1 pseudogene is annotated in these 372 nt (G+C 62.1%); it reads right to left on the bottom strand.

Annotated features, from left to right (window positions below):
- Positions 1 to 372, bottom strand: a pseudogene (locus tag HB680_RS32525) (calcium-binding protein); the annotation flags it as partial.

Here is a 372-nt window from a genome sequence, read left to right as displayed (position 1 = left end):
GCCCGCACCGCCGATGAACTGGTCGGCACCGCCACCACCCAACAGCGTGTCGTTGCCGATACCGCCAGTGATGATGTTGTCGCTGGCGTTGCCGTAACCGACAAAGGCGCCCGTGCCGGTGTAGGTCAGACGCTCGACGTTGGCGTTCAGCGACTGGGTGCCGTAGTTGGTACGCACTTCATCATTACCGCCGCCGACCTGCTCGATGACCGTGCCGCCGATGCCGTTGATGATGTACACGTCATCACCTGCGCCACCTTCAAAGGTCACGGTGGTGCCGTCCACGCTGAACGTGTCGTTGAACGCGGTGCCGATGACTTTTTCGATGTTGATCAGGGTGTCACCCTCGGCGTCGCCACCGATACCGGCACG

This window comes from Pseudomonas sp. dw_612, from assembly GCF_018449725.1.
Classification (GTDB): Bacteria; Pseudomonadota; Gammaproteobacteria; order Pseudomonadales; family Pseudomonadaceae; genus Aquipseudomonas.
The sequence above is the reverse complement of the archived record's forward strand: the minus strand, read 5'-3'. Positions and strand labels throughout refer to the sequence as shown.